The sequence below is a fragment of the Streptomyces pseudoechinosporeus genome, from assembly GCF_054783935.1.
In genome coordinates, this window is sequence record NZ_BAAGPS010000038.1 from 1 (window position 1) to 9,171 (window position 9,171).

Here is a 9,171-nt window from a genome sequence, read left to right on the forward strand (position 1 = left end):
GCGAAACCATGCCTGACCAGCAAGAATCAAACGATCACGTTCGGTTGAGATACGGCTTCTGAGGTTTGAGTAATACCTGCGATGCCAGACAAGAGACTCGTCGCCAGCCACTCATGAAGCATGACGTTTGTCTGCTGGGACCCCTCCCGGACTCCGTCGCCTACTCTCCGCCCATGACCGCCCCACGCAGATGGATCCTCGCGATGGCCGCCGCGCTGATGACGGCGGGCTGCTCCAGTTCCCCGGACGCTGCGCCACCGGCATCGGTCCCGGCCTCGTCCAGCCCATCGACCGCACGCCCGAGCGCCACGCCAACCTCGCCCTTCTGCCTTAATCTGTCGCTCTTCCAGGCTGGCGTCATTGCCTACAGCGCCGAAGTGGGTGCGGCGATTGAAGGGGAGCCGCTGGACTTCAAAGAGCTGCGGAGGAAGGCCGCCTTGATCGCCGACACCGGTGAGCCGATGCAGGCGAGCGCGCCGCCGGACATCGCCGAAGAGTTCCGTACGGTGCTCAAGGCGATCGATACCTCGGTGAGCAATTTGAAATCGGGCGCCAACGCGAATGATGTCCTGGATCCGGTGTACGGCGAGCGCAACCGTCCCGCCTTCGACGCCGTGGAGAACTATGACTGCGGTGGCGGGGACAGCTGACCCTCAGTCCGTGAGTTACGTGAGCGTCTTCAGGCGCTGCGCGTCACCGCCTGATTGGTACCAACTGTGCGCCGAGCCCGCCCTCTCGGAGCCCGGCAGACAGAATGCCAGGATGGTCGGCATGACGACGATCGACGGTGAGGTCGAGGCCGGGTTCGAGCCGGTGCGCGAGGCGTTCGCGGCGAACTTCGCCCGGCGTGGGGACATCGGCGCGGCGGTGTGCGTGTACCGGGATGGCCGGCCGGCCGGTGGTGGACCTCTGGGGTGGCATCGCCGACCCTGACACGGATCGTCCGTGGGTGCGGGACACTCTGCAACTGGTCTACTCGGCGACCAAGGGGGCAACCGCGACCGCGGCGCACCTGCTGGCCGAGCGCGGCGCGCTGGACCTGGACGCCCCGGTGGCCGAGTACTGGCCGGAGTTCGCCGCGAAAGGCAAGACAGAGATCCCGGTGCGCTGGCTGTTGTCCCACCAGGTTCGGGACCGGTCCCTACTGTCATGAGGAAGAGTGCTCACGTGGTTCTGAGAAGATTTGTTCGCAAGCTTCGGCGCGCCGACGACCTTGACGCGGAAGGGAGCCCGATGTCACACAGTGCACACGAAAGTGATGTGACGCTTCTCCTGCCCAGTCCGAGGCACAAGCGAAGGTGTTCGGAGGAGTTCGTAGACGGACTGTCTCAGCGGGTCATGCGCCTGTCACTCGAAGAGTTGGGCCGTTGCTTCGGTGATGGTTGGTGCCGCGAGATTGAGCCGTGGATTGTCCTCGAAGGCCCTAGTCTTGGCTTCAAGCTCCTTATCGTGAAGGTGAAGGGGTGGGAACTCGTAGAGATGGGCACCCGAATCAACGAGGTGTTTAACGAACATTGGGAGCGTGAAATAGACGCTCTTCCTCCCAGGTAGCGCGGGCCGCGGTCTGGAAGGTGCCACCCGGTCATCGCCGTGGGGCGTAGCCCGATGCGCGCGACGTTCGTCAACGGCCAACTCGTCGAACACCCGCCGCCCCCACGGCGGCACGACACCTACCCGATCCACAGGTCTTGACAATTCCTCTCCGGCTTGCGGGAGATACGGGAGATCGCCGGACGGGGGGAGGTGTCATTCCTCGCGGGTCACGCGGGCGTGGTCGGTGACGACGCGGCGGAACAGGTCATGACCGGTGCGGCCGGTGTGTCTCAGCGCCCAGTCCCCGGCCGTCAGCTGTTCCTCCTGGGCGCCGGAGTCCTCGCCGCAGCCGGGCTCCGTGCAGAACACCTCGAAAGTGACGCCGCTCTCGGGCTCGTGCCGGATGCTGTGCTGGATGTAGCGGAATACGGTGCGGGTCACCCCTCCCCCTTCGGGCACGTGAGGTGGCGGTACACCACCACGGGAGACCCGGACGTACGGTCGAGGACGCCTCGCCGGACCTGCTCCAGTTTCTTGATCGATTTCAAGCAGGCCGGGCACGTCTCGCCCGCAGGGGCGGTTCAGTCGGTGTAGTGCCGCAGATCAAGGCTCACAGGAGCTCCCTTTTGGTTGGCAGTTGATACGGTCCCCGTATGACGCTCTCGGCCTCTGTAACTCGATCCGACGACTTGCGAGTTGAACCGATTGACGCCGTTCTCGATCGTGTGGAGCAGTCGTTTCAAGTCCGCTTGGACCGGGACACGGTAGTCCGCAAACGCCGCTCGGTGGGCGCGCGAACAAATCGCGATACCTGGGTACGCATCGAGCGGCGGGGGCTCGACAAGATCGGCGTACAGGGCTGGAACGGCACTGAGTGCGCCTCGCGTCTGGAGGGCATCGCTCAGCCCGCATGGCACGGATGTGTGGTCTGGCGAGACACTGATCAGCCCGTGATGTGGCGGGCCGACGAGACCGACCTCCTTCCGGGGACGCCGATCGGCACGGCCGTGCTGAGCGAAGCCCCGACACTGCCGGACGACTGGTGGCGAGCGTTCAACGTTTCGCTGGACGCGCTCGCGGCTCAAGACGCATGGCGCGTCGCTACGCCGGACACCGTCACCATCACGCAGGCCGTGGTCACCGAGTCCATCCGCAGCTTGTTCTCCGGAGACTTCGACATAACCGTTGAGCGGTGGATTCCTGCCCACGCGGACCTGAACTGGGCCAACATGACCGCTCCGAAGTTCTGCCTCTTCGACTGGGAGGACTGGGGGCGTGCGCCGCAAGGGCTGGACTCGGCTTCACTGTGGGCAAGCTCCCTCGCCGTCCCAGCCTTGGCCGATCGCGTACGGCAAGAGCGGCGCCGTGACTTCGCGAGCCGGGACGGCAAGCTGATGACGCTGTTCGTGTGCTCGAAGATCCTTGGGCCGGAAGCCCACCCTGAAGATCCTCGACTGGAACCGGCGCGCCGGATGGCGGAGCAGGTTGTGGTGGAGCTTCAGGCGGACTGACTGTCCAACTGGCCTCTGAGGAGGCTCCGGTACTGCTGAATGACCTGTTCGTCGACCTCGTCGGACAGGGCATCCATCAGCTGCTTTAGGTGGGCAGGTTCATCAGTGCCCACAGCAACAGTGCCGACCTCGGGCAGTCGGTAGGCGGCCCGGAAGGCCGCTTGGATGCGCGACAGCCAGCCGCCGTCTCGGAGGAAGACCCGGGTGTCGATCCTGTCCCACACCGGTGCGCGGGTGCTGCCTCCGAAGGGGCTCATGCCCCACACCATGCTGTCTCCCAGGTCCCATGTCGCGACCAGCGCATCTGCTGCGTCGAGCGCTCGGACGCCAACCATCAGGCCGGCACGGACCATCAGCACTGACGGCCTTGGGATGGTCGCGTCGATCAGGCTGGGCAGCGGTGACGGGTCCCAGGACGCGATGCCCCACGACCCGCACAGCCCTTTCGCACTGGCATCGTTGAGGGCGGCGCATGCCTGGGCCAGTGTCTCCCGGTTGTGAGGTGCGGCCTCTCGGAGCGAGTGTTCCGGGTTGTGTAGAAACACCAGGTCCGGCTCCCGTCTGAGGTCCCGTGCTGCTTGCCTTACGGCGTCGCACAGCCGAACGGGGTTGAGTGAGTGCTCCACCCTGTTGGGCCCTGGGAAATAGCCCACCTTCGTTGAGAGCGTGAACTTCGGCAGTAGATCGTTGGCCATGTGCGCCAAGGTCTGATGCGAACGGAACCCCAGGTAGTTGGTGCTGGTGTCGATCGCGGTGACGCCGAGGTCCAGCGCGCCAGTCAGGAGACGGCGCTCGTGACGAGACCGGTGTAGCCCGAGGACAACTCGGGCGTCAGCGCGGCGCACATATCCTCCTCCAGCAAGATCTCGGCCACCTCTACCACCTCGGCACCGACGACGGCAGCCGCTTGGTCCAGCGGGACGGGCTTGCCGCTCAGCAGCAGACGCAGCGCGGGCATGGCCTTGGCTGTGAGCGTGAGCTTCTTCCCCGAAGCGACGACGTCGACGGTCTCGCCGTTCTCCCGGATCTGGGGAGGGAAATGGGTCGTGCACACCACGGCGTCGAGCGGTCCCAGGATGTCGAGGAACGGTACATGTCGGGGGAGCGTCGTCTCGTGCTCGTATGCGGCCAGGAAGTCGGCTGGCGGGCGCTCCTCGATCAGCCGGGCGGCGGCCTCGACCAGGGCCTCGCTCTCCGTACCGTGCCAGCGGTCCAGGTCGTGCCGGAATGTCTCGTGCTCGCGGCACCAGTCCGCCAGCCACGCAAGCCAGCTCGCCCCTGTGCGCTTTGTGATCCCGAACGTCACGTGAAGACTCTTGCCCGAGCCGCTGCTGGTCCGGGTCGCCTGGTGCCAGTGCCCCCGTGGGATGTGCATGACGTCGCCGGTCTTCATCACACCGGACCAGATGATCTCTTCGCTCGGGCCTTCGTTGGGGTCCGAGTCTCGGTACATGGGGACCTTGCGGGAGGCTCCACGTACCTCCCACTCCTTCTCGCCGGCCAACTGGACGATCACGACATCGTGGTCGTCCCAGTGCAGCGGGAAGCCGGCGGCGTCGTTCGTCGTCAGGTACGCGTTGACCTGGACCCGCTCGCGTGACCACCACTGCAAGGCCCGGCACGCGACTTCCATCGTCGGATCGAAGACGTTGAGCTGGTCGAGGATGAGCGTCGTGCCCTCCCGCAGCAGCCTGCCCAGGCTGCGCATGTTGGCCATGGGGATGCTTTGGCCCCGAGGGCTGACGCTGTCGGTGTAGTAGACGGCCGGGTGCACTTCCACGCCCTCTTGAAAGCAGCGGAACTGCGGGCGGTTCAGACTCCTTCGCATCGCGATGTCGAGCAGGCGATTCGGGGTCAGGACGCGGGAGACGAGGTCGGGATCATTCACGCTGCCCCGCACGAAGTCCTTGCCCAACTCTGCCGCTCCGCTCCATCCCAGCGCCGTCTCGATGGCGCTGATCAACCGGTGTTCCATCCCTGCCTCCTCGTGAGTTGGACCACGTGACGCTGACGCAGCGGAGCCAGAACGGCGGACCGCCCGGACCCCGCTGCCTTGGTGCTACTCGGTGTCGCTCAGGTTGCCGTCACCTCCCGGCCACGGCGCATCGCCGGAACTTCCCTGGTTGTCGGACCGGAGGCTGTCGTACCGGTCGTGGACGGTGGTCAGCTCTTCCACCGCCACGAGAAGGTCACCCCGGACCGTGGGCGGCGTCATGGGCTCTGCCACGTCGTGCTCCTTCCTCTTCGGGCTCCTCCGCCGGTCTCCGGCGAGAGGACAAGGACCGCCCCCGAGCTCGCGGAGATAGATGAGGGCGGCAGTCAGCAACGCGGCACGGAGGCCGCGGTTTCGTGGCTGTTCTGCGCGCTGTTCTGGAGTGGCTGACACTCAGTCAAGGGCTATGACGTACAAGCCAGGAACGTTTCTGGGGGGTTTCTCCCGACGCCGAGGGCGCTCATGTGCACGTCAGCGTGGGTAATCTCCCCATCACCGAACGGAGTTGACGGGAGGCCTGACGTGACTGGTGAGGCGTTAGCAATGCACCCACTGACGTTCGTCCGCCAGTCAAGCGGATGGGGGAAGGCCGAACTCGCGAGGCTCATGCAGGCGCGGGGGAAGTCGCTCGGCATCCCCCTGGCCACCAACCGGACAACCGTGTGGAAGTGGGAGCAGGGCCAGGAGCCGGACGCCGACGCCCAGCGCGTCCTCGCCGACCTCCTGCGCGTTCCGTACGAACAGGTTCAGGCGGAAGGGTGGCCGCGCTGGCTCCCTGTGTGGGAAGTCACTGGACTCACCGCTCCCTGGACCGAGGCCGGTACCGTCGAGGCTCTGGCTGATCTGGTTGCGAGCGGCCGCATGGACCGCCGGGGATTTCTCACCATCACCGGCGCCGCGCTGACGGGACTTGCGGCGAGCTGGGCCGAGGCACCCTCTGCCTTTGCCTCAGCGCTCAACGGAGATCGAGTCACCGACACCATGGTCGCGACGATCGAACAGCGCATCGGCACGCTCCGCACGCTCGACGACCAACTCGGGGGCGCCAGGCTCCTGGAGCAGGCTCGCGGCGATCTCACCCTGATCACTGGTCTCCTGAACGCCGGCCGCTATACGGACAAGATCCGCATCCGCCTGTACGCACTGGCGGCCCGGGTGTCGCATCTGACCGGCTGGATGGCATACGACGCAGGGCTGCGGTCCGCAGGACAGCGGTACTACGTCGGGGCCATGCGCAGCGCCCGCACCGCCGGAGACGACGCCTTCGGGGCGTTCGTCCTGGCGGAGATGGGAGTCCACGTCTCCGAGGCCGGACGGACCGCCGAGCGGGTCGATCTCATCTCGACCGCCATCGACAACGCTCCTCGAACGCTGTCGCCCTACACTCAGTCCTTCCTCTACCTGCACAAGGCCGAAGCGCTGTCCCGCGACGGAGATCACCAGAGAGCCGGTACGGCACTCAACCGCGCCGCTTCCCTCTGGGACCGCCACACGGTGGAGGAAAACCCGGACTGGCTCGACTGGTTCGGCGAGGCGCAACTGAAGTCGACCGAGGGCAAGGTCCTGTTGCGCTCCGGCCACGTGGAGCGCGCGACGAGTTCACTGGAGATCTCCGTCAAGAAAGCCACGCCTCGGGACAAGGCCGTACGGTCCAGCCGTCTCGCCGAAGCCCGCCTCGCCGGTAACGACCTTGACGGAGCCCTCGACGCCGCGACCTGCGGCGCCGAGCTCCTCGAAGACAAAGTCAGCTCCGTGCGGGCATTGGACCGACTGACGGAGTTCTCCGAGCAACTCGAATCGCACAAGTCCGTTCCGGCCGTCCGTGAGTTCCGCGAACGTCTTCAGGCGCTGCGCGTCGCGGCCTGATTGGTACTGCCCTGTGCGCCGAGAGTGGGCCTGCCCCCTCGGAGCAGGCGGCCAAAATGCCAGGATGGTCGGCATGACGACGATCGACGGTGAGGTCGAGGCCGGGTTCGAGCCGGTGCGTGAGGCGTTCACAGCGAACTTCGCCCGGCATGGGGACATTGGCGCCGCGGTGTGCGTGTATCGGGATGGTCGGCCGGTGGTGGACCTGTGGGGAGGGATCGCCGACCCTGACACGGATCGTCCGTGGGCGCGGGACACTCTGCAACTGGTCTACTCGGCGACCAAGGGGGCGACCGCGACCGCGGCGCACCTGCTGGCCGAGCGCGGCGCGCTGGACCTGGACGCCCCGGTGGCCGAGTACTGGCCAGAGTTCGCCGCGAACGGCAAGGCAGAGATCCCGGTGCGCTGGCTGTTGTCCCACCAGGCCAGCCTGGTCGCCCTGGACCAACCGGTGCCGCTGGCCGAGGCGTTGACCTGGCAGCCGATGGTGGCCGCACTGGCCGCTCAGCGTCCCTTGTGGACTCCAGGCACAGCGCACGGGTATCACGGCAGGACCTGGGGCTGGCTTGTCGGCGAGGTGATCCGCCGAGTGTCCGGCCGTACGCCGGGCCGCTTCTTCGCCGACGAGATCGGCGGCCCCCTGGGACTGGACTTCTTCATCGGGTTGCCCGCGAGCGAACGCCACCGAGTCAGCCGCATGGCGTACCAGCAGCCCGAGGTCGATTTCACCACCGTGCCCCCAGAGTCGATCCCCGAGGAACTTCGCGAAATGGTCGCCGCTTGGCGCGACCCGAACTCGTTCAGCAACAGGGCTTTCCAGGTCACCGACCCGGCCGAGATCGACTTCAACTCGCCTGAGGTACAAGCCGCGGAGCTCCCGGCCTCCAACGGCATCGGCACGGCACGCGGACTGGCTCGGATGTACGCCGCGCTGATCGGAGAGGTGGACGGAGTACGCCTGCTCACCCCAGAGACCCTCGCATCGGCGACCAAGGAGCAAGCCAGTGGCACGGACCAGGTGATGGTGATGCCGAGCCGGTTCAGCTCCGGATACATGCTGCCCACTGAGACCAACCCCATGACCGGGCCGAATTCCTTCGGCCACACCGGCCGAGGCGGCTCACTCGCCTTCGCCGACCCGGAACACGGCATCGCCTTCGGCTACGCGATGAACCACATCATCGGTGGTCTCGACGATGTGCGTGCGACGTCGCTGGTTGATGCAGTGCGAAGGTCGCTGGCGTAACCGCAACTTGCAGTCAGCACTCGTGCTCCGCCGCTCTCAAAGCCCGCACGAAGGCCTCCCACGCGTCCGTACGGATGGCGACCACAGGCCCACTGGCGTTCTTGGAATCCCGCACGAGGGCACCGTCCACGCCGTGGGCGCACTCGACGCATTCGCCCCCCGCGCCGTTGCTGTAGGAGGACTTGAACCACGGAGAGGTGCGGTCGGGAGTGTGCTCTGAAGCGTTCATGTTGCGTATTCCTTCACGATGGACTTGATCAGTTGGGCGGAACGCTGCGGGCTCAACGCCGCTGCCCGCAGCCCGTCGAAGGCCCTCGTGTACTCACGCACATGATGCTCGCCTTCCAGGTAGACGGCGTCGGTGATGCCGTCCCGGTACACGATGTCCGGGTCCTCGGGATCGGGGAAGCCGAGCATGGTGAACGACCCCGTGGTCGGGTAGGTGCCGGAGTCGAATGGGAGGACCTGCACGGTGACGCTCGGCAACTCCGATGATTCCAGGACCCGTTCGAGCTGTTCCCTCATCAACGGCCGATCTCCGATGACGTTGTGGAGGGCAGCTTCGTTGACGACGAACCAGGCGTCCGGGGCCTGGGGCCCCGTCAGCATGGCCTGGCGCTCCACGCGGACATTTACAGCCCGGTCGATGTCCTTGGCGGGTACGTGTGCGCCCGTCTTGTGAAGTTCGCGGGCGTACGCCGGGGTCTGCATGAGGCCGGGAAGCACCTCGCACTGGTACTGGCGGAATGTGGAGGCGTCCTGCTCCAGACCGATGTAGATGGAGAACCACGTTGGCACCGCGTTCGAGCCGTGCACCTGCCACCAGCCGCGTGTCTTTGCCTGTCTGGCAAGGGACTTGAGGAACTCGCGCAGCTCATCGCCGGTGTCGTAGAAGCGACACAGGGCGTCGATGTCGGACGGCTGGACTCTGCCGCTACCCGTCTCCATCCGGTTGACCTTAGAAGCCGTATCTCAACCGAACGTGATCGTTTGATTCTTGCTGGTCAGGCATGGTTTCGCTC

Annotated in this window: 9 protein-coding genes and 2 pseudogenes; 5 read left to right on the forward strand and 6 right to left on the reverse strand. The window is 66.0% G+C overall.

Translation table 11 applies throughout. The annotated features are described in order from the left end of the window. The first annotated feature begins 173 nt into the window (after window positions 1–173). Window positions 174–650: a hypothetical protein gene (locus ACYVO6_RS32445; RefSeq protein WP_461067458.1), complete on the forward strand. Its 477-nt coding sequence runs from the start codon at window positions 174–176 to the stop codon at window positions 648–650. A gap of 121 nt (window positions 651–771) precedes the next feature. After that, window positions 772–1,126: pseudogene (locus tag ACYVO6_RS32450) on the forward strand (serine hydrolase domain-containing protein); the annotation flags it as partial. Window positions 1,127–1,746: 620 nt separating this feature from the next. On the opposite strand, the gene ACYVO6_RS32455 reads toward ACYVO6_RS32450, so the two are convergent. After that, window positions 1,747–1,974 carry a DUF7848 domain-containing protein gene (locus tag ACYVO6_RS32455; RefSeq protein WP_461067460.1) on the reverse strand — a complete coding sequence of 76 codons (228 nt, stop codon included), beginning with the start codon at window positions 1,972–1,974 and terminating at the stop codon, window positions 1,747–1,749. A 212-nt stretch (window positions 1,975–2,186) separates the two neighbouring features. Between ACYVO6_RS32455 and ACYVO6_RS32460 the strand changes: the two genes are divergently transcribed. Next, window positions 2,187–3,044, forward strand: a complete 858-nt coding sequence (locus ACYVO6_RS32460; protein ID WP_461067462.1) for a hypothetical protein — start codon at window positions 2,187–2,189, stop codon at window positions 3,042–3,044. Here ACYVO6_RS32460 and ACYVO6_RS32465 read toward each other — a convergent pair. From ACYVO6_RS32465 to ACYVO6_RS32475, 3 genes are all read right to left on the reverse strand, one after another. After that, window positions 3,032–3,889, reverse strand: coding sequence for an aldo/keto reductase (locus ACYVO6_RS32465; RefSeq protein ID WP_461067464.1), 858 nt, complete (start codon window positions 3,887–3,889; stop codon window positions 3,032–3,034). The two genes, ACYVO6_RS32460 and ACYVO6_RS32465, sit on opposite strands and share 13 nt — an antisense overlap. Continuing rightward, entirely contained in the window at window positions 3,823–5,019 is a 1,197-nt protein-coding gene (locus ACYVO6_RS32470; RefSeq protein ID WP_461067466.1) for a JmjC domain-containing protein, read from the reverse strand. Before ACYVO6_RS32470 ends, ACYVO6_RS32465 begins: the two co-directional genes overlap by 67 nt. 84 nt (window positions 5,020–5,103) lie before the next feature. Beyond that, the gene (locus ACYVO6_RS32475; RefSeq protein WP_461067474.1) at window positions 5,104–5,271 is read right to left on the reverse strand and encodes a hypothetical protein; all 168 of its coding nucleotides are present in this window, start codon (window positions 5,269–5,271) and stop codon (window positions 5,104–5,106) included. A gap of 309 nt (window positions 5,272–5,580) precedes the next feature. Between ACYVO6_RS32475 and ACYVO6_RS32480 the strand changes: the two genes are divergently transcribed. Next, entirely contained in the window at window positions 5,581–6,903 is a 1,323-nt protein-coding gene (locus tag ACYVO6_RS32480; RefSeq protein ID WP_461067468.1) for a transcriptional regulator, read from the forward strand. A 73-nt stretch (window positions 6,904–6,976) separates the two neighbouring features. Beyond that, complete coding sequence (locus ACYVO6_RS32485; RefSeq protein ID WP_461067470.1) at window positions 6,977–8,149, forward strand: serine hydrolase domain-containing protein; 1,173 nt, start codon at window positions 6,977–6,979, stop codon at window positions 8,147–8,149. A gap of 13 nt (window positions 8,150–8,162) precedes the next feature. Here the strand turns inward: ACYVO6_RS32485 and ACYVO6_RS32490 are convergent, their stop codons facing one another. Continuing rightward, window positions 8,163–8,378, reverse strand: a complete 216-nt coding sequence (locus ACYVO6_RS32490; RefSeq protein WP_461067472.1) for a DUF397 domain-containing protein — start codon at window positions 8,376–8,378, stop codon at window positions 8,163–8,165. After that, window positions 8,375–9,118: pseudogene (locus tag ACYVO6_RS32495) on the reverse strand (DUF5753 domain-containing protein); the annotation flags it as partial. The gene ACYVO6_RS32490 and the pseudogene ACYVO6_RS32495, both read right to left, overlap by 4 nt. Window positions 9,119–9,171: the final 53 nt, after the last annotated feature.